This is a genomic window from Actinobacillus capsulatus DSM 19761, from assembly GCF_000374285.1.
GTDB lineage: Bacteria > Pseudomonadota > Gammaproteobacteria > Enterobacterales > Pasteurellaceae > Actinobacillus > Actinobacillus capsulatus.
On record NZ_KB893932.1, the window covers coordinates 93,630 to 115,338 of the forward strand.

Consider the following 21,709-nt stretch of genomic DNA (forward strand, 5'->3'; position numbering starts at 1 on the left):
ACATACTGAGGAGCCTATTATGCAACAATATCATCTTCTCCCTAGCACTTCGATTCGCCCTACTCTTAGTCAACACTATCGTATTAATGAGACTGAACTTGTGCAGCAGCTTTTAACCGAAGCAAGAACGGATGAGCATCAACCGAATATTAAAGCGCTAACCCGTCAGCTTGTCGAAAAGGTGCGAGCTAATCGCCAAAAAGCCAGTGGTGTCGATGCATTGATGCACGAGTTTTCGCTTTCAAGCCAAGAAGGTATCGCTTTAATGTGTTTAGCTGAAGCTTTACTACGTATCCCCGATCAAGCGACTCGAGACAAACTGATTAAAGATAAAATCGCAAAAGGTGATTGGAAGTCGCATATAGGCAAAAGCCCGTCTCTGTTTGTGAATGCTTCCGCATGGGGACTGGTATTTACAGGTAAAGTGCTTTCGCTGTCTGAAACTTCACTTTCCCAAACGCTCATTCAACTCATCAATAAAGGCGGAGAACCGATGATCCGCCAAGGAATGGATTTTGCAATGCGCTTACTAGGCAAACAATTCGTTACCGGCGAAACCATTCAAATTGCCCTTAAAAATAGCGAAGCTCGTTTTAACAAAGGCTTCCGCTTTACCTACGATATGCTTGGTGAGTCGGCATTTACCGAAGAAGATGCCAAGCGCTACTATCAAGATTATGTCTCTTCCGTACATGCGGTCGGTGCGGTATCAAGAGGGCTTGGCGTTTATCAGTCATCCGGTATATCGGTAAAACTCTCCGCTATTCACCCTCGCTACTCGCTGGCGCAACACGATCGCGTTGTCGCAGAACTCTATCCTCGTTTACGTGATTTATGTTTACTTGCCAAACGCTATGATATCGGCATCAACATTGATGCCGAAGAAGCCGACCGCTTAGAAATCTCACTCGATCTCATCGACCGTTTGTTAACTGAGCCGGCACTTGCAGGATTTGAGGGTATTGGCTTTGTGGTGCAAGCTTACCAAAAACGCTGTTTATCGGTAATTGACTATCTGATTCAAACAGCACGAGAAAAACAACGTAAGCTAATGATTCGTTTAGTGAAAGGCGCATATTGGGATGCTGAGATCAAACGAGCGCAAGCAGACTGTGCCAGCGGTTATCCGGTTTTCTCACGTAAAGTGCATACCGATTTAAATTACATTGCCTGTGCTAAAAAATTACTCGACGCTCAAGATGTGATCTATCCACAATTTGCCACTCACAACGCCCAAACACTTGCTACTATTTATCACCTTGCCAAAGGCAAAAAGTTTGAATTCCAATGTTTACACGGTATGGGAGAAACCTTATACGACCAAGTGGTCGGCAAAGAAAACCTTGATATTCAATGCCGTGTTTATGCGCCGGTCGGTTCTTACCAAACCTTATTAGCCTATTTGGTGCGCCGTTTATTAGAAAATGGTTCAAACAGTTCATTTGTCAATCAATTAGTTGACGAGCGAGTATCGGTCGAAAGCTTAACCGAAGATCCGGTGCTGAAAGCGGAAAAGACTGCAGGCTCAATGCACCCGAAAATTCCATTACCTCGTAACTTATTTAACGATCGTGTTAATTCTCGGGGTTACGATCTCAGTGATGCGCTGCAGCTTGAACGCCTCCAAACACAGCTTAACCAACTAGCAAAAACACAATACAAAGCTTATCCGTTGCTAGCCGACAGTTATTATGAAGGCAGTACCACCAAACCGATTTTTAATCCAGCATTGAACAACCAACAAATCGGCGAAGTCATTTTCACTCACCCGTCAGATGTCGAAAAAGCTTTTGCAATTGCCGAGCAAAATCAGACCGCTTGGCAAGCAACACCTCCGACACAAAGAGCGGAAATTCTCGAGAAACTCGCCGATTTAATGGAAAGCAATATGCTGATTTTATTCGATCTGGCAGTGCGGGAAGCGGGTAAAACGCTGAATAATGCGATTGCCGAAGTCAGAGAAGCGGTCGATTTTTGTCGTTATTATGCAAATGAAGTGAAGCGCAATCCGCAGGCGTATCAGAATCCAAGAGGAATTATCGTTGCGATTAGCCCGTGGAACTTCCCGTTGGCGATTTTTACCGGTGAAGTCGTTTCCGCTTTAGTTGCCGGTAATGTGGTGTTGGCGAAGCCGGCGGAACAAACTTCCTTAATGGCTCATTATGCGGTGGAATTATGCTATCAAGCTGGCATTCCAAAAGGCATTTTACAATGCTTACCGGGTAGCGGTACGGAAATCGGTAATAAATTAACTGCCGATCCTCGTGTGGACGGCGTGATTTTCACCGGTTCGACCGAAACCGCCAAAACCATTAACCGCAATTTGCAAAAACAAAGCAAAATCGTACCGCTTATTGCGGAAACTGGCGGACAAAACGCCTTGATTATGGATAGCTCCGCGCTCGGCGAACAAGTGGTGGCGGATGTACTTAACTCGGCGTTTGATTCCGCTGGGCAACGTTGTTCAGCACTTCGAGTACTTTATCTACAAGAAGATGTTGCTGATCACATTCTCACGATGCTTAAAGGTGCAATGGCGGAGTTACGTGTCGGCAAACCGCAATTACTGAATACCGATGTCGGCCCGGTGATCGATCGCACGGCAAAAAGTCGCTTACTGGCGCATATTGAAAAAATGAAAGCGGTGGCAAAATCGTACTATCAAGTGCCGATAGCCGCGGAGGTGGAACAGAACGGGATTTTTGTACCGCCAACCTTACTTGAAATCGATCATATCTCACAAATTGAACATGAAGTGTTTGGCCCAGTACTACACGTGATTCGCTTTAATGCCAACCAATTCGAACAAATTATTCATGACATTAACTCGACCGGTTTCGGATTAACCAGCGGTTTACATAGTCGTATTGATACCACCATTAATCAATGGCTCGACAAAGTACATGCTGGTAACTTATATGTAAATCGTAATACGGTCGGTGCAGTGGTCGGTGTGCAACCGTTCGGCGGCATGGGACTTTCCGGTACAGGACCAAAAGCCGGCGGACCGCTTTATCTACAACGATTGGTAAAAAGCGAGGCTTGGACACTTGCTGATTTAGAAGGCGAAACGGTTATAGCGACGGATAAACTTGAGCAAGCCATTAGCCAAACGCTTAGCGGTGAGCAACAAAGCGAAACGTTAACTCTCTTGCAAAATTTACGCAAAAAATCACCGCTTGCAAAAGTATTTAAAATGCAGGGCATTACTGGCGAAAATAACTATTTACGCTTTGAAGCTCGCCCAATGATTGCAGTAAGTAATGGCTCACTGTTCGAACAAATCAAAGCATTGATAGCTATTGCGGTATGCGGCAGTAAAGCGGTGGTTAAAGAGGGTTCGCCGTTAGCAGAATACGCACATCAATTTGCCGAATACTTAATGGTAGCAGATGACTTTAATAGCTTCCGAGCATTAAGTGTAATGATTGTACTTGAGCCGCTTTCCATGCAAGAACGTCAACATTATGCCGAGCGTAACGGTGCGATTTTAACTTATGTGGAAAGCCTTGAATTGGCGCTTTCATTGTTACCGCTGGTACATGAAAAATCGATCAGCATTAACACTGCAGCCGCCGGCGGTAATGCAACACTTATGAGTGAAATGGATTAGCGTTACCCGAATCAGCTTAATATTTATCCCCTTAGCCACAAACTAAGGGGATTTTTATTTTCTGTTTAGCAAGTCATTTTCTTTTCGGCTATAATGCGCCGACTATCCCATGAGGTAGTGTTTACGTATGTTAATTCAAACCGAGAGTTGAAACAAAAATGACAAATCAAACTATCAGCACACCTAAACAGGTGTTTGTTGGCTTACAAATGCTATTTGTGGCATTTGGTGCTTTAGTATTAATGCCATTAATTACCGGCTTAGATCCTAATACAGCCCTCCTTACTGCCGGTATCGGCACCCTACTTTTCCAACTTTGTACCAAAGGTCAAGTGCCTATTTTTCTCGCCTCTTCCTTCGCATTTATCGCACCGATTCAATACGGCGTACAGCAATGGGGCATCCCAACCACTATGGGTGGCTTGGTATTTACCGGTTTCGTTTACTTCGTATTAAGTTCATTAGTGAAATGGAAAGGGGCAAATATTCTCGAAAAACTTTTCCCACCGGTGGTAGTTGGTCCGGTAATCATTATTATCGGCTTAGGTTTAGCCCCGACTGCGGTTGATATGGCACTAGGCAAAGGCACAACCATTGAACCAAATACCGCCTTATTGATTTCAATGGCAACTTTAATTACTACACTTATCGTAGCAGTCTTTGCCAAAGGTTTAATAAAATTAGTCCCGATTATGTTCGGAATTGTGGTTGGTTATATCCTTTCGCTCGTGTTTGGCATCATTGATTTTAGCCCGGTAACTAATGCCGATTGGTTTAGCTTACCGAAACTCACCACGCCGGAATTTAAGTTAGAAGCGATTCTTTACTTATTACCAATCGCCCTTGCACCAGCAGTCGAACACGTCGGCGGCATTATGGCGATCAGCTCGGTAACCGGTAAAGATTTTATGAATAAACCGGGTTTACACCGCACATTATTAGGTGATGGCGTTGCAACCTCTGCAGCAGCATTCCTAGGCGGCCCACCAAATACTACCTATGCGGAAGTTACCGGTGCGGTTATGCTCACCAAAAACTTTAACCCGCGTGTAATGACCTTTGCTGCGGTTTGGGCAATTGCCATTTCATTCTGTGGCAAAGTCGGTGCGTTCCTACAAACCATTCCGGGCGTAGTGATGGGTGGTATTATGATGTTAGTTTTCGGTTCTATCGCGGCAGTTGGTATGAGTACATTAATTCGTGCCAAAGTGGATATGGGCGAAGCTCGCAACCTCTGTATCGTTTCAGTAGTCATGACCTTCGGCATCGGTGGCATGCTGATCAACGTTGGCGAGTTCTCACTGAAAGGCATCAGCCTCTGCGCAATCGCCGCAATTGTGATGAACTTACTGCTCCCAAAAGAAGCAGCTAAAAAAGCAGAATAATTTTTAACGTTCTTCTTATAAAACAAGTGGTCAAATTTCACCAAAAATTTGCAAATTGCAAAAGATTTTAGAAATTTGACCGCTTATATATCATAATAGTCGCAATTATCTATTTCTCTTATCTACTTCCCATAAATAATATATAGATATAAGAGGGGACATAATCGCATACCCTATATAATATTTAGACTCAGGAAAATCTATAGGATTACTATTAATAAAATAGCCGACTAATTCCGTTCCTATTGACAATATTGTATGAACAAATCCAAAACAAAGAAAAAATATAATTGTACAAAATGCAAATTTCATTATTTTATTTTTCATCATTACGCCCCTTATAAGAACTATCAATTTCATTTTCAACTTTATTCTCTACAGATTTAGAGGAAATATTATCTATAGTATTCCCATATAAAGATGGAATTATGCTTGGCTTATAAGGTTCTGATATTTCATAAGGCAAATACCCTTTCCTTTCAGTATAATTTTTCCAGTTTGGGTTTATCTTATTATTTAATGGAATTTCGATACCTTTTCCAATAACTCCGCCTACTGCAGTCGTAATCATCGATGTACCTCCCTTGACTATCGGGTTTTCTTCTGTTCTAACGGAAGCATCAATAACTTCTGTAGCTGTATTTACTACAGTTGTTCCTATAACTCCCATATCTTTAGTAACAACTCCAATTACTGTAGATATACCAATTTTTACAGGGTCTACTTTTGAAACATCTCCACCTTACTCTATCAATTGTCCTACTATTTCAGATATGCCACTTAAACCACCAGTTATAATCGTTGAGCTAGATGAGACAGAAGAAACGCCTCTTCCAAATATAAGAGCCAAATACTCTTGCAATTGTAACTTTTTAACCTCTTTCTCATATTGTTCATAATATGTTTCTGCTTTTTGTTTATCTCCATTGAACATTGCTTTCGCCATTACTTCTATTGTCTGCTTACAATCTGCACTTGGGTATATATCATCTGCAAAACGATTATTCTCCACCGCCCGTTTTCCAATCTCTACCCCTACAATACCAATACCGCTCGCCGTACTATCTCCTGTAAGGCCTCCTGCCAATCCTGCCGCAATTTGGCTTAAATTCGCGACATTCCGTTTTTGGCTATCACTCAGGCTTTCAGGTTCGATTCTGTATTACCCTCTGTCTCTTTCTTAATGAACTTATTCAGATACGGTGATGCCGCGCCCATCGCGTGACCTGCCATTTTTGACATATCACTACTTGCGCCCGCACTCACGCTTGTCACTTTAATATCACTACGGTTCTCGATATCTGCCGTGCTCAGCGTACCCGTCTTCATCCGGTGATTCGCTTTATCCCCCTCTGCATTAATCACACCGCCTGCTAGGTGTGTGTTTTCCTCTACATTAATTCCTGACGTTTTTCCAATGTTAAAGCCTGACTGTTGATTTACTTGAGCGTAATCCACCTTCGCTTTATTTTGGTTGATTTGGGCTGATACATATACACTACATCTATTGGATATCGACTCCTAACACAAAAAAGCGGTCAAATTCTCTAAATTCTTGCAAATTACAAAAAATTTTGAGAATTTGACCGCTTATATATCACATCCCCCTTACTCTTGAGCTTCAGAAATAATGAATTTTAACCACTCTTCAAAGTTCTTAACTTCGTAGTGGTTATTTCGATTACCAAGATCATATACATAAACTTTTGGATCTCCTGAGTGATCAAGCAAGTTAAAACAAGCTGCCCAATCTCCATCTCGAGCAAAAGAGATTAAATTTTGTATTCCAGTAAAATGCTCCAATGCTTGAGTATATACTTCTAACTCTGAATCATAACAATCTTCAAACCACCAAGGAGAAACGGAATATTGGCTATTTCTGTAAAATCAGCAGAAATTTCCAAATATTTTGATGGATAAATGAAACCTGCAAGTACATTTGGGGAATATACACTAAAGGAATTTCTCATAATGTTTTACCTTTCTATATTAGGATCATGTAATGTACCATTTGGATTTTTCATATTCCACCCATTAGGAACTCCTTTCATTTCAGATTGTCTTTGAATCCTTATTGATACAGTTTCTCTTTACTCCCGATATAGCTAGGCTTCTGCCCAAAGCTCTTATAATTCTTATAACAATTGTAAGTTTTAAATGAGTACTACTTAGAAAACATATCCTAGCCACAAAAAAAGTAATTTCCATTATCTTGCAACCAACCAATATCTACAGGACACTTAACATACCACCAAAGATTATTTATATCCTTTTCTGGTATATCTTCATCATATTCTTCAGGGAAAGACCTATAGATATAATTCAATTGTATTTCTAAATTAGATTTATCTAGTAAATCATGATTTTCCACCCATTCTCTAAATTTAATGATTCCTTGTTTAGAAGTAACGATATATTCTATGCACTCAATAAATGCTCTCTTTGTAAAATTATAATCTGTAATATTAATTTCAATGAGAAATGCTTCTAAAGCAAAATAAATGGCATTGATATTTTTGAATTTAGAATCTTTAATTACCTCAATATAATTTATATTCTTCATTTTATACCTCTTTAATTCTGAAACTTAATTTCTATTTTTCTTGATTTAATTCCAGATACCCAAGTCTTATTATCCTTAGGTTGAATTATCTCAATAGTATACTTTGCATTTGTATCATTTTGAGATGTTGAGAAATTTCTTAAATTGATAGTACTACCCTTTAGAGGTCCTTGTTGAGGCTTAATTGTCCAAACTTTACCACTATTACCATTCAGATCCTTCATTTTAGGAATTATTTGTGGGCTAGGTAATTTATCTACACCAGAAATTTCTTTGTAGTAACTTATTACATTTTGATCACTTACACCTTGAAATACTGGAGCTCCGATACTAGTCCTTGGATTTGTAGCATATGTTTGACCATTTATAGTAACTTTCATATTTTTAGGTTCCACAGATTTATTATTAAACTGATGAGCTATCTCACTAACTCTTTGTTGAGTTTTTTGTGTATGTATAGCAGTCGATTTTTGAGTAATTATACTATTTAACTCATAATTAAACTTCGCATTATTAACACCTAAATTCCGAACATCCGTAGTTTTAATTTCTCCCACAGCATGATTTTTCACAACTTTCTGGAATACTTTTGCTGCCTCTCCAGTCAATAATAGACTTGGCATCTCCAACGATTTCCCTGCTCCTACCATATAGCCTTGCATTTCTGCCGCTAAGACAGGATCATTTTCTAATGCCCAGTTAAGTTGTTTATTCCATTGTTCCGCTGAAATAATTACTTTATCAAATGTACCTTTTGGATCTTGTAGAATATTCGCAAGCGTTGCGACAGTTTCATCCAAGTTTGTAATTGCTTCTACTGTACCTTTTACACCCTCAACTAAAGATTTTGCTTCACCCATTTGCAACGCATCATAATAGGTTTCTGCTAGCTCCTCCGCATTTTCTTTATCTTTGAAAAGCGTTTTGGCAAACATTTCTACTGTTTGTTTACGATCCTCCGTAGGGGATATATCATCACCAAAGTGATTATTCTCCACCGCATTCTTCGCTACTTCTACCCCAGTGCTCACTGCATTTAGCGTTTCTACACTTGAGCCGCCGTTCACTGCACCTGATGCTAAACCAGCTAAGACTTTACTTAGCTCTAACACTTCCGCTTTTTCTTCCGTCGTCAGTTCATGCGGCTCTTTTTCATAAAGCCCCTGCGTGAGTACTCTTGCGCCTATCTCTGCTGCGTCTGCCGCAACGGCTCCCGTACTCGCTTTTCCGCCAGCCAGCTCCGCTTCTATTGCGCCCCATAATACATGGGCTGCAATATTTGCCGTTTCACTCTGCTCTGTCAGCTGTTTTATCGCTCTATTCACATACGGAGACGCTGCTCCCGCTACTACCGCTTCTGTTGGTTTACCTGCGATAGCTAAACTGATTGCCGTAGTAACCGCATCAACTTTGCGTTTATGCTCTCCCGAAGTTTGCCATTTCTCTGCTTCTTCTTTCTTCTGTTTTGCTAGTATTCAACTCTCATCAAGTGAGTAAAACCAACACAAAAACAAGCGGTCAAATTTCGCTAAAAATTTGCAAATTGCAAAAAAGTTAGGAAATTTGACCGCTTGGAAATGAGGCTGATTTACTCCCTATAATTAAATTTTTCTACAACTTTGTAGAAATAAAACTTACAGACTCATAGATTCTTGAGATACATTTCCTGTTTCTAAAAACTCAATAAAAACACTTTTAATAAAATCAAAATCCGTTATGACCGCACTAGATGGATAAGGTTCTCCCATAAAGTTAACTAGCCCTAATTCACCGACAAAATCCGTCTTAGTTCGTACCTGTAAATATCCGTCCTCTGAATACTCGGCTAGTGTAAATAAGTACTTTTCGCCATCACACTCAACAGATAATTCCGTTATTCCTATATCAGGTTCTGGAACAATTTTTAATGTTGCTGCACCTACATTCCTCTTGAGGGAATCTAATGCATTTAATACTTCCTGTTTAGTAGGCTCTTCTTTTGATAAAATGGAAATATATTTCTTATCTAAATATTTTCCACTGTGCAAAGTACATGAGAATTGCATATTCATATTTTATTCCTTTCTTAATTTAATTGATTTCATTGTTGAATCCCAATCATATATTACTGGTTTTCCATCTTTGTTTACCGCATGAACTGTAACAGATCTCAATCCTGCTTTTTTAGCTGCTGTAGCAATATCATTACGACAATATGTACATACATCTCTACCCTGTACATGTATTACCATATCTTTACCTCGAGTTACTCCATTTTCATACGCTTGCTGAATCGCACCTATCTCTGCATGTGCATCTGCCATATTTGCATTTGGATAAGCAGTTCCATTTCTTGCTGGTGGTTTATTAGCAATCTCTTGGGAAATAAGAGTAGGTTTATTAGGGTTTGCCAAAGCCGGTGATCTTGCATTTTGATTAGTATCAATGTAAACCTTACCATTAATTTCAGCTCTTGCAGAAACAACTAAATCATCAAGCTTAGTTCCCTGGCTTTTTAAAACCTCATTCGATAACTGCTCTTTTAGTGGAACAGCTTTAGAATTATTCTCAGCCCCCGTTGAAATCCTTGTCGTCTGATTTTCATAACCTGTCGTCTTACCAACAGTCGGCAATTTCTCATTTGAATTTGCAGATTTAGGAATATTTTCACTTGAACTATTAACCTTTGTCGTTGAAAGTTTTACACCCGCTATACTTGCAACTACATGATTTGCTGCGTCAATTCTTCCAATCCAACTTGGATCAATACCTGTCGCATTATAAAAATCAGTATCCGCCTTTACTTTGGCATTTTTCAATACATCATATCTATCTGAAAAAATTGCCACCTTTTTATAATCTTCTGCATACAGTTCCGAATTACGTGTATATGTCGGGTAGTTATAACCTGTTGGTGTATATTTTGCATTTGAATAGCTAAATTTATCTCGCTCTAATTTTTGTCTCTCTGAGTTACATGCTAAAGAGAGTGAATTTCCTTCGCAAGCTGAAATTAAAGCTAAATCGCTCTCTCTATCCTTATTCTTAATTTCACTAAGTTCCGTAATTTCTTCTGATGTAATAACCCCTCGATGTAGTTTATCCTCTAATTCTAATTTTCTTGCCGCTTCTTGAGCTGAGAGATAGTTATTCTCCACCGCCCTTTTTGCCGTTTCTATTCCTTGTAATGTTGCTGCCGTATTACCGCCCACTCCATTACCAACTAAAGCACCCGATAATTGACCTGCAACACTCAGTAACTCTCGCTCTTCTTCACTTAATTGGCTTGCCTCTTTGTTAAAAACCACTTCCGATAATAACATCGCACTCGCTTCGCCCGCCATGCCTGATGCCGCTCCCGATAGCGCATTATTACCCGAAATGCCCGCCTCCAATGCCGAAAGCGCTGCATGAGCTAATAAGTTGGCTGTCTTATTATCCGAGGTGTATTTGTGAATCTGTGCATTTAACTCCGGAGATATTGCCGTCGCCGCTACTTCTCCCGCACTACCGCCTGATAATATCGCCCCCAGCGTCACCGCTACCGTATCTAACTTACGTTTTGAAGCCCCTCCTTCTCGCCAGCTTTCTTCTTTCGCTTTCGCTTCAGTATAAACCCGTTCCATTTGTGATAGGTCTTCTTGTGAAGCACCTGTGCGTCTCGCTTTAGCCAACGCCTCCTCCGCTGCATTCACTTCTTCCTCTGCCGCTTTCTGCTTCCGTTCGGAATAGCTGTCTATTGCACCGAGCATATCACCCACTGCCGCTGAAAGTACCTGCTGGTCTTTCAACTTCTGTTTGATATCAAACGTCGCTTCAACTTGTTTATTCGCTTGGTTTAAGTCTGTGTTTAGCCCTAGCGCTTGTGCCGTCGTTTCGGTCGGTTGGCTATCTTTGTTTAAGGTGATTTTGCCTTCCGTTAACGTCGCTTTCGTCACACTACTGTCACTTTCGCTATCATACATCGGGACTGTCGGGTTGATGCCGTTACTTTGCGTTGTCCCCGTCAGTTTCGCCAAGTCCGCTTGCTGTTTCGCATCTTCTTTACTTGTCGCCTCCGCATTACCTAATTTATTCAGGTTAGCCGATACACTCATGCCGCCCGTTAAGGCTTTGCTCTCGCTTTCATTCTCAATATCTTTAAAAGCTAGCGTATTTGTGCTTAATTCACTCTTATTCGGAGCCGTACTCGCTATTGCGCCACCATTGAGCTGTACGTGGTCTGCATTAACATGATAACCGCCTTCTTCCGCAAATAAACCCGATTGCTCTACCACTTGCTTGCTGTTCGATTTGCCACTTGAGGCATTGCCATAACCGCTCCCGCCCCATGCAGTACCCAACGCGACTTGCACGCGTCCGCCTGCACCTACGCTACTGCTCTTAGAATGATGTTCATCTTGACGGCTTTCTACCGTTAATGTACCACCCACATCTGCATTGATGGTTTTTCCTTTCGCTACTGCGCCCGATAGCGTCGTATCACCACCACTTTTTAACGTGATGGTTTCACTGTCTAAGTGGCTATTATTTTGTACGATATGCTGTTCATCTTGTTTACCTTTCGTAAAACCGCCTTGTACATAAATATACGCCCCAGTTTGGGCTCCTACCGCTACACCAGCCCCCACTTCAAAACCACTGCTTTGCTGTTTGCCTTTTTGCTTCGCAGTGCTTTGACTTGATTCCACGATGAGGTCTTTATGCGCATCTAATGTAATTGAGCTGTCCGCTAAGCGCTTGCCTTCACTGTCTCGGCTGACAAAGTCCGTCTGCTTCGCTTGGATATCTCCGCTTCTTGATTTTACGCTGATATGTTGCGCATTCACTACATTACCTTGCGCTTCCGACTGTGCAGATTCCATTCGCTCTCGGCTATGGCTATAGCCGGTACCCGCTTCCACGCGCAACAATGCCCCACCTGCCGCTGCATTGGCATAAGCAGAATAGCCTTTTGCCGCAACACCTAACGCTTGTGCCGCTCTGACTCTATCATTCGCCTCTTTATTTTCTATCGCACTTTCTACCGCCTGCACTAAATCAATAATCGGCGAGCCTACTCGGGCAAATGTCCCCATTTTTAAATCGCTTTTATGGCTTGAACTTGTGCCCGTATTATGTGCAACATCAAAGGTGACTTTTTCCGCCTTGATATCTACGCGTTTTTTCGCCAAAATTTGACCGCTTGTTTGATGGAAATCATTACCTGCTTCAATATCAACATTACCGTTTAAGCTTGCGATAGTTGCTCCGCTGTGGCTTACGCTATCATGACTCTCACTACTTAATTGACGATGGTATCCGCCAAAACGCTCCGTTTCTGATACGACCGCTTCGCCGATATGGTGTTTTTTACTTGAGGTTGATTGCCCTACTCGTTTTTCAGCGGTGGTTAATACCACATCTCCACCTGCAGAAATGCGATTATCTCCTTCACTCACTAACTGAGTACCGGCTAAACGAACATCCCCTTGCTTCGCTGTTACGCTGCTATTGCCACCAAATGATAAAACACTTGCCTGCTCAGTAACCGTATCACCTTCACCAAGATCTTTTTCACTATAGATACCGCCACCTTTCGAAGCATTTAACTCAATGCCTTTACGGGTTGAACGATTATTTTGTGAAGTTGATGAAGTTGCTACATCAAGCTGAATATCCTCCTTCGCCCATAATGAGCTATCTCCTTTCGCAGAGAGCTGTGAGCCTTGAGAAGTAATATCACCTTCTCTTGCAGTAATACTTAAATTACCGCCGGCATTTACATGTCCAATGACGGCTGTTTCTTTTTGAGTATTCTTATTCAGCTCACTTTTTTGCGTTTTAAAATAAGGGCTTCCCGGATTCATCGCTTGGTTCGTCGTTTTAGAAATCGCTTCCGCCGCCGTTAAGATTTTTCCGATAATCCCAGCCGCTGAACCTTGTGACGCTTGCTCACCAAAGTTATCTTTTGCCACTTGTACAGGGTTATATACCGCACTCACACCAAAGCCGGTAGATTTTGACTTATAGCTGAATTGATTATTTTCATGCTCTGTCATGGCATTCAAATGAACATTATTACCTTCCATAGTAATATCTCTTCCGGCATTCATTCGTGCTGCATTGCTTGTCACATCACCATGAATAGAAGATATGGTCAAATTACCTGATACCGAGTTTAATACCGTAGTCGCAATACTTGTTGCTACATTTTTATCTCTCATATCGGATTTATTTTTTGCGTAACCGACAGAGGCAACACCTCTACTTTTCGAAGCTGAAAGCCCACTGCTTTTACGAATTTCTGTTTCGCTTTTTGTCTCTGTATTTTCCGCTGCACCTAATACGATATCTTTCTCAGCAAATGCAGTAATGTCATTTAACGCAATAATCTCTGCCGCGGTTAAATCAAGGTGACCTTTGCGTGAGTCTAAATAAACATCTTTAGCAGCAAGTACACTACCTTTATGCGATGTTACATCTCTCGTTTTTTCTGTTTCTAAACTTGAAGAACCAAAAGCATTGCGCTTTTTATATTTATGGTATTCTTCGAATTCACCTGAACGCAATGCCGTGCCAAGTACTAAATCATTTTCAGCTAATGCAGCTAAACGCGCTTTCGCACCGAGTTCTGCACCTTCAGCAGTAAGCGTATTCGCAACTAAAGTCACATTGCCGTTACCCGATACACGGCTTACTACGACATCTTGTACCGCTTCATTGCGATAGTGATCTCCGCCGCCCATTTTCTCATCAAAACCGACGGCAACCGTGCCTAAATGCATTTGGTCTTTTGCTTTGATATAAGTTAAACCTTGACCGTCATTAATAATATCCGAGCCGTTCAGGGTGATATTGTTCGCCGTCACCTGTAAGGTGCCGTTTGCATCTTTTACGTGTAATAACGCTTTACGATCTAGCGTGGTTTGTTTACGTTTAAAGCCGTCTAAATCAATTTCAGTATCTCGGGTGGTGGAAGAATGTGTAAAATTCCCTGCAACATCAAGGAATAATGCACTATTTGCTTCCATAACACCGCCATTGTTTTCCGCATCACCGGAAACTTTACCTTGCAATATACCGCCGGAAATCTTACCGCTATTTACCAATTTATCTGCTGCGAATTTTACAAAATTACGGCCGGCAATCGTCCCTTCATTAATTAATGAAGTAGAATTTACATTCATTTTATCAGCAGAAATCAATGTACCTTTGCCGCTAATATCACCTTTGCGAGCAACCGCATACACTTTCGGCACTAAAACTTGTTCTACTTGACCATTTGGTAACGTCACACTTTCGGTCTCTAACCAGACGATATCGGAAGTTAGCTGAGCCACTTGGCTTGGACTTAACGCAATCCCCGGACGTAAGTTAAATTTTTGCGCAAAAGTCACACCTGCATCCATTAATGCTTTATATTGATCGTCAAAAGTTTCAAACTCGCCTAAAAATTGTCTTCCGGTCAGTTTATTGATTTGCTCTCTCACTAAACGCTGTTCATAAAAACCATCGCCCAAGCGTTTATGCACCGCTTCGTGTTCTGAACGAAGGGCGTTATACATATAATCACTCGCTAGCCATCTTTTTCGGTCGGTAAAATCCGGATCCGTCTCAATTAAGACATGACTATCCGCATCAGGGTTAATTTTATATAAACTCTGATTTGGTAAGCGGGTATCCGCTTTCACGCTGCGGATTTCTATTCCGTCTTGGGAGGTTGGAATTGTTTGATTTGGATTCACTACCTGAATACCAGAATGGTATTCTCCCTCGCTCGGGGTAATATTTACATTATTACCTTCATCCTTAACCTGATTCAGTGATTTAGCATCTATATATCCTTTATAGTTTGCTGGAATCGTATTCGCCAGTTCCACAAAAATATTCATATCTTTGTGTACTTCTTTCAAACGAGCAAGATCGCCACTCTCTTTATCATAACGTGAATGACGGCGCTTTGTACCACCTCGCCATTCAGTAAAAGAAAAGTTACGCGTACCTAGCTCCCAATCTTGGCGTACGGCATCTTTATCATCTAAATTTGCAATTTTACCGTTCCCAATTTGATTTAAACCTTTGCCAGCAATTACCCAACTTTTATCATTAATAAATTCATCACTTTGATAGTTAATCGTTCCGCCAGCTAAAATCTGTGCTGGCAAGCTCGTCTGAGTAATATTTTCTTTTACAACTTTTTCGTTAATCCACAAATTCCAAAAATGAGCATATTCTTGATTTAGAATCTTTTTATTATGTTCGGAAATTGCATTATCAAGCGTCTGAACTCTATCGCCATATTTAGCGTCCCAATCAATAAACGGCTTCAACAAAACATAACGCTTATAAGCCGCTTCTGCTGCCTCATAAGTTTTTAATTCTGTTTGATAAGCTTTTACTCGTTTTTGATATTCTGCATCACTTTCCGTTGCCGCTCTCACTGGCTCCACAGGTTTTGCCGGCACAACCGGCGCAATACCATTTTGTTGATCTTGAGTTAATTTATCTTGCTGCTCTTCACTTAAATGTTTAGTCGCTTCGTCTTCCTCATTCATTGCTCGAACAATATCCGGTGTCATTTCAGGCTGATCGACATCAGGGGCCTGAATGCCGAATTTCTCCCATACAGGATTATCCTTTTTATAAATGCCAGCTTCTAAAGCGATACAATCCGCCATATTTTGATCTGCACATTTCAGGGCATTAGGTTTCGCAAGTACGGTACTGTCTGTAATTTGACTTGCATCGGTAATAACCGGCAGACTATCTTCATTATATTTTTGCCAATAACTCCATGTTTTGCGGTAATAACCTTTTGTTAAATCATTAACATTAATTTTTTCATTATGTCCATCGTTAAAGACATTTTCCCCGCCTGGATTATGCTTGCCTTTCGGAATAATGAAATGCTCCTTCACTTTCTGAGTATCTATAGTTTCCAATTTAGAACTATAATGGACATTCTCATTATTAATCTTATTAACATTCAAATAAATATCACCTGCAGCTTCAATGATACTACTTAGGTTTTTCAAATGTTCCGCATTGCCAATTACCATATCCTGCTCATCGAGTTTACCTCCAATAGCAATTTCGCCTTCACTATAAATTAATGAGCCATCTTTTTTATTAGCCGCATAGGCTACTGTGTCATTTTTAATCTCTTTTGCTGCTAAATCTAAGCGCTTACGGGCAGCTATCGTTGCTGACTTCCCGTCTTTATCTTGGTTTAAGATCTGCTCTGCACCTAATGCAACATGATCACCATAAATACGTCCCGTACCAATATTTTCAATTTTTTCCGCTTTAATTACCGTTTTAGATAAACCTGTATCTGAGCGGCTGTTAATTAAGCCTTCATTATGTACAGTTGCTTTTGCATTAAGGCGAGTTTCAGCCGAACTGATTCGAGCATTTTGTTCATTGCTAATATTACGTGCATTAAGCTGCAAGCGGTCATTTGCCGCTAATTTTTTGCGATTGAGGATATCCCCTTCGGTACTAATTGAAAGAGAGTGTTTCGCATTAATATCTTGCTGAATATCAAAGTTATCTTGTAAGTTAATTGCAATATTATTAGCTTGCAAATAGCCATCACCGGATAATGCTTTAGCAGTTACCGTAAAATTATTATTTGCTTGTAACTTACCTTCATTATTATGAATACTCAGTGATCCCTCACCTAAAACAGTAAGATCCCCCCAACTTAAAATCTCACCAGCCTGATTGTTCACTGCCTTAGCAATATTCAGTAACCCCTCACTTTCTAGATAAATACCGCCTTTTTCGTTTTCTAAACGATCCGAAGTTAGTGTCAATTTTTGTGCAATAACACCTTGTGTCGGTGTTTTGTCTTGAGCAACAGTACCGTTATTCTCAAAGGTTGGCGTATTCACAACAAGTGGCGCACCGGATTCAATTAATGATCCTTTTTCCGCCACTTTATTATTCTGAATATGTGATGCAGTGATAGATCCGCCCTGCTGGGTTTGAATAAAGCCACCTTGGTTATCAAGCAACGCCGTATTAATGATAAGCTGCGCTAAACTCTGAATTTTTCCATCCTGAGTATTTGTAAATTGCTGACCATTGGTATTGATCTGCTGATTTTCCGTAGAGAAAAGCGTACCCTGCTGGTTATTAATTGCAGCCGAGTCAATTTGTAGCGCTTTTCCGGATAAAATTTGACCTTGTTGGTTATTCAAAGCTTGTTGCTGTGCATCTAAAACAAGGTTATCTTGTGCTGTATAAAGCGTTCCTTGCTTATTATCCACTCCGTAAGCGGTTAAATTTAGCTGATTTTTTGCAGAAATCGTGCCTTGTTGGTTATTCAGTAAACTTGAGACATTTAAATCCACATTGCTGTTTTGGCTGGCAATCACACCTTGTTGGTTATTTAATTTTTGACTGTTAACCGTTTGTGCTTTATTGCTAACCAAATAACCTAACTGGTTATTCAGAGCTTGCGTTTTGATATTCATTTCCGCATTCGAAACTAAACGCCCTTTCGTATTATCAAGTTGCTCTGCTTCAACGGTAAATTTACCTTGTGTTTTTATCGCACCGCCTTGGTTATTTATCGTTTGGGCTTTCAAGGCAAAGTCTTGCTCACCGGTTTGTTCCCATACTGCATTTCGGGTATTTAAGTCGGTTTGTGTCGTTTGAATACGTTTTGCACTGATATGGCTACTTTCGGTAGATAATGTTTTAGGCGTGTTTAAACGCAGCGTCTCTTTAGCACTGAGTTTAGCTTAGTTTACTTGAATATCGCCCGTTTTAGCATGAACATCAATTCGGTTGGCACTGGTTTGGCTTTTATCTAAGTTGACTATATCCGCTTTGATTTGTAGCGTACCGCTTGCAATATTTTTGCCATTTAACACCGCTTGTTGGCGTGTGCTAATCTGAATATCCTTACCATTATCCGCTTGTGGCGAGAGCTGACGAGCTTCACCTTGCGCCGTCTGCTGAATCTCTACGCCGGCAGCAATCAGTGACGATTCACTTGCTTCCACTCGATCGGCATCAAAACTGATTTTTCCTTTCGTAACAGTTTCACCACTTTGACGAATGCCATTTGCCGCACGTTGTTGGATATTGCCTTGTCGCGCCACAATTGAGCCGTGTTGTTGGATATCCGCTTGGCTAGTTAAAACGATATTGCCTTGCTTAGTTTCCAGTTTTCCGTGGTTTTCAATCCCTTGTTTTGCACTTAACTCTGCTTGGTTTTCGCCGCTCATCAAGCCTTGGTTAACAATACGTCCTTGCGAATCAATTTTGATATTTTCGCTGCTTGCGCCGATATGACCGGCATTACGTACGCCTAAGCCTTGTTCCGTACCGATAAGATGTACTTTACCGGAATACATGCCGCCCAATTCGCTAATATCTAATGCATATTGCGGAGCCGCATTGGTTGCAGGTGTTTGGGCACTTTGTTTGGCAGTGTTGATAATTTGTAAGTCACTATCCGAGTCGGCTGCCGTGCGAGCTTTTACCGTATTTTTACCGGTGACTGCCGTGAGCTTTTTCTTACTCCATACGCCAGCATTGATTTCGATTTCTTTAGTAATAATATCGGTGTAGTCCACTCGGCTATTATCTAAGCCTTTGCCAGATACTTTTACTTTACCCTTTTCCACCGCAAAGCTGTCTAAATTGCCTTGTTTGATTTGCGGTTTACCGGTGGTTAAGGTAGCTCTATCCGAATTAATGATGCCACAGCCTTCGCAATGTAAGCCACTTGGGTTGGCAATAATTACATCCGCTTTTTTACCCGCCACTTCCACATAGCCTTTTAATACACTCGGATCATTCGAGTTGACTTCGTTTAAAATTACTTTCGCTTCACCACGGGCTAAGTAAGGGTTGCCTTGAATCATCCCGGCTTGTTGCGTTTGGGTTTGAGTACGGCTGTTATTTAAAATCGCCTCCTTGGTATCCACATCAAATTTACTGTATTTATTATGTGAAAGCCCTTTGTCATTCGGGGTTTGAATATTGACCTGCGGTAAGCCGTTCGCCGTTTTTAATACTATCGGTTGTGCCTGTTTCGGGGCGCTTTTATCCGCTTGAATAACTAATTCCGCCAGTGCATTTTCCGAGAAGCTGACAAAGCCTAAAGCGCAAAATAAGCTAAAGGTAAGCGGTCGAATTTTGCAAAAAATTGACGAAATTAGCCCGCTTGTTGAACTTGCAGAAGCTTCGCCACCTTTACCTTCAGATTTGGCTAACTCAGACACCACCACAAGGCGTTGTAGCGTTTTACTAAAAATGACTCGGAAAGATTTTTTATTCATGATGTTATTCCTTTAATAAATTCTTGTAATACGTAATCTGCGATAAGCATCAGTTAAAAACTGTAACCGATATTAAAACCAGTCACATGTTTAGAGGTTCTAAATCCTTCCGGATGGCGCATTGGTCTGCCGACAAAATAGTCGTAATAAAACCCTTTCCAACCACCTCGCAAGCCAATTACCGTCCCCATTAAATGGTGACCTAAACGAGAATTGCCGTCTAAGCCGGAGACTCGTCCACCGTCTAATCCCCAATAAAACCAGTGTCCACGATTGCCCACATTCCAACTCAATTCATTACGCCAATACCAGCCTCGTTCACCCGACAGCGATAATTCACCATCAAAACCACGTACACTATGACGACCACCGATACTAATACGGTCTTGGGCAATTAACGGCGTTTTATTCCATTGTGCATTGACGCTTGTATGAAATTGCCAAGCTTGTCCTTCTAATTCAAACGGCTTCTTATAATCGATAGAAGCGGTGACGATTTTAGGGCGGGACGTCCCCTCGTTGTATGCTTCTTCTGGAGCGCTGATTGCACCTCGCACGCCGGTACCACGCTTAAAGTGCATATCCAGTTCTAAAATGGCATTCCCTACATATTCTTTATGCTCAATGCCAGCTTCCCAACCTGCCATTCGGCGGTGTTGTACTTCCACTTCCGCATTATCCACAAAGTTTTTAGAACTACGAGACCAAAATCCACCGGAAAGTGTGGTCTTACGTACCGCATCTCGATATAGCACACGAGAGAGCGTTAACTTATCTGTTTCACTTTCGCCGGCATATAGATAATTTTCAAAAGCACCAAACACTTGTTGGTGATAACGGTTACTCGAATGGTTGGCAGTTAGCTGCCAATAACCGAAAGGAATGGAATAATAGAAAGAAAGGTTACGGCTGGCACGCTTCCCCTCATCATCCGAATGACGTTTGATGCTATGGGTAAAGCTGGTATAGAAAAGGTCGTTTGCCGAAAAAATATTATCCCAAGATAAGGTTGCCGATGCCTGCCATTTACCGGTTGAGGTCGAGCCGGAATCCTCTAAACCGAGATTAAGACGAAACGGAATCGCTTGAGCATAACTGATTTTTAAATCGCTTTCGCCGACTTGACTGCCTTCGCCTTCACTCGGCAAAATTTCAATATTGGCATCTGCTGTCGGCACGCGCTTTAAGTTCTCTAACGATTGTTCAATATCACGTACATTTAAAATATCGCCTTTCTCAAACGTTAAACCGGTCAGCGCATGTAACGGGGTAAAGCGAGGCACGATGCCACTATCCGCCACCAATGTATGACGTATCTTGCCCGCAATCACGGTCAATACTAAATCGCCGGATCGTAAATCCTGTTCCTGTGTCACAACGCGTGTGGTCACATAACCTTTTTCAATAATATTATTCTGCGTTTGCTTCATTAAAATGCCGAGACCTTCTCCACCTAAACAATGCGGTAAAGTCAGTTTTAAATCAGCAACGGCTTTATTAAATGCCCATTGAAATTGACTAGATTGATTTGATGCTTCAGCAGAATAATCTATTAAAGAAATACGATGAATAGGATAACAAGGCGATTCGTCTGTCGGAATCTGTAAATGACTTTCTTGACGAGTATCCATTCGGATATCGGCTTGCGGGGTAAATTGCGCTTCTCGTTGCTGCGCTTGCTGTTGCTGGCGTTGCTGTTCCACAGCATCCAAATCATTTAAGACCGGATCGATTGTGGGAGCAGCGAAGGTAAATAAGGGAAAGGTAAGAAAAGAAGAATAAATTAGAGGTTTTAAATTTAAAGACATAAAGAACTGATTAAAAAATAATTAAAACTGATCGGATGAGTCTATACAATTCAATATAGATCGTAAAGCATATTTACATA

The 21,709-nt window shown here is 41.1% G+C and carries 11 protein-coding genes; 2 read left to right on the top strand and 9 right to left on the bottom strand.

The features are described 5' to 3' along the window. The first annotated feature begins 19 nt into the window (after positions 1 to 19). Together putA and C228_RS0103100 are read left to right on the top strand one after the other, a co-directional pair. Positions 20 to 3,613, top strand: a complete 3,594-nt coding sequence (putA, locus tag C228_RS0103095; protein WP_018651240.1) for a bifunctional proline dehydrogenase/L-glutamate gamma-semialdehyde dehydrogenase PutA — start codon at positions 20 to 22, stop codon at positions 3,611 to 3,613. A 158-nt stretch (positions 3,614 to 3,771) separates the two neighbouring features. Then, positions 3,772 to 4,998: a uracil-xanthine permease family protein gene (locus tag C228_RS0103100; RefSeq protein ID WP_018651241.1), complete on the top strand. Its 1,227-nt coding sequence runs from the start codon at positions 3,772 to 3,774 to the stop codon at positions 4,996 to 4,998. A 316-nt stretch (positions 4,999 to 5,314) separates the two neighbouring features. On the opposite strand, the gene C228_RS0103110 is transcribed toward C228_RS0103100, so the two are convergent. From C228_RS0103110 to C228_RS0103150, 9 genes are all read right to left on the bottom strand, one after another. Further along, on the bottom strand, positions 5,315 to 5,668 hold the full coding sequence (locus tag C228_RS0103110; protein ID WP_018651243.1) for a hypothetical protein: 354 nt from the start codon (positions 5,666 to 5,668) through the stop codon (positions 5,315 to 5,317). 72 nt (positions 5,669 to 5,740) lie between these two features. Continuing rightward, positions 5,741 to 6,154 (bottom strand): VENN motif pre-toxin domain-containing protein, encoded by a 414-nt coding sequence (locus C228_RS0103115; RefSeq protein ID WP_081618461.1) that lies wholly within the window; start codon positions 6,152 to 6,154, stop codon positions 5,741 to 5,743. Continuing rightward, entirely contained in the window at positions 6,136 to 6,456 is a 321-nt protein-coding gene (locus tag C228_RS0103120) for a hypothetical protein (protein ID WP_018651245.1), read from the bottom strand. The genes C228_RS0103115 and C228_RS0103120 overlap by 19 nt, the downstream gene beginning before the upstream one ends. Before the next feature lie 724 nt (positions 6,457 to 7,180). Continuing rightward, the gene (locus C228_RS0103130) at positions 7,181 to 7,561 is read right to left on the bottom strand and encodes a DUF596 domain-containing protein (protein ID WP_018651247.1); all 381 of its coding nucleotides are present in this window, start codon (positions 7,559 to 7,561) and stop codon (positions 7,181 to 7,183) included. Positions 7,562 to 7,572: 11 nt separating this feature from the next. Beyond that, a complete protein-coding gene (locus tag C228_RS13890) occupies positions 7,573 to 8,886 on the bottom strand; it encodes a VENN motif pre-toxin domain-containing protein (RefSeq protein ID WP_018651248.1) in 1,314 nt (437 codons plus the stop codon). 309 nt (positions 8,887 to 9,195) lie between these two features. Continuing rightward, the gene (locus C228_RS0103140; protein WP_018651249.1) at positions 9,196 to 9,612 is read right to left on the bottom strand and encodes a DUF6911 family protein; all 417 of its coding nucleotides are present in this window, start codon (positions 9,610 to 9,612) and stop codon (positions 9,196 to 9,198) included. A 3-nt stretch (positions 9,613 to 9,615) separates the two neighbouring features. Continuing rightward, positions 9,616 to 18,117: a cytidine deaminase-like fold-containing protein gene (locus C228_RS13245; protein ID WP_018651250.1), complete on the bottom strand. Its 8,502-nt coding sequence runs from the start codon at positions 18,115 to 18,117 to the stop codon at positions 9,616 to 9,618. Between the two features lie 156 nt (positions 18,118 to 18,273). Continuing rightward, a complete protein-coding gene (locus tag C228_RS15135; RefSeq protein ID WP_018651251.1) occupies positions 18,274 to 19,821 on the bottom strand; it encodes a two-partner secretion domain-containing protein in 1,548 nt (515 codons plus the stop codon). 53 nt (positions 19,822 to 19,874) lie between these two features. After that, positions 19,875 to 21,629 (bottom strand): ShlB/FhaC/HecB family hemolysin secretion/activation protein, encoded by a 1,755-nt coding sequence (locus tag C228_RS0103150; protein WP_018651252.1) that lies wholly within the window; start codon positions 21,627 to 21,629, stop codon positions 19,875 to 19,877. Positions 21,630 to 21,709 lie beyond the last annotated feature (80 nt).